A 419-nucleotide genomic window follows, 5' to 3' on the forward strand; every position below is an offset into this window, starting at 1 on the left:
GTAGAAGCCGGCCTTGGACTTCTGGCCCAGGTGCTTCATCTCGATGAGTTTGTTCAGCACCTCGGGCGTCCCGAAGCTGCCGTAGAACGGATCGGTGTCTTCCGTCAGGTTGTCCTGCAGCGTCTTGATGACGTGCGCCATCGTGTCCAGGCCCACCACGTCGGCGGTGCGGAAGGTGCCGCTGGAAGCGCGCCCCAGCTTCTTGCCCGTGAGGTCGTCCACCACGTCGTAGGTGAGGCCGAAGTTCTCCACCTCCTTCATCGGCGCCAGCATGCCGGCGATGCCGACGCGGTTGGCGATGAAGTTGGGCGTGTCGTGCGCGCGCACCACGCCCTTGCCCAGCCCGCTCGTGACGAAGGCTTCGAGCTGGTCCAGCACTTCCGGCCGGGTGGTGTGCTTGTCGATCAGCTCCACCAGCG

General features: G+C 65.2%; 1 protein-coding gene. It reads right to left on the reverse strand.

The features are described 5' to 3' along the window. Positions 1 to 419: 3-hydroxyacyl-CoA dehydrogenase family protein (locus FJV41_RS56100; RefSeq protein ID WP_246137944.1), on the reverse strand; the 419-nt coding region annotated here is incomplete at both ends.

The sequence above is a fragment of the Myxococcus llanfairpwllgwyngyllgogerychwyrndrobwllllantysiliogogogochensis genome (assembly GCF_006636215.1).
Classification (GTDB): domain Bacteria; phylum Myxococcota; class Myxococcia; order Myxococcales; family Myxococcaceae; genus Myxococcus; species Myxococcus llanfairpwllgwyngyllgogerychwyrndrobwllllantysiliogogogochensis.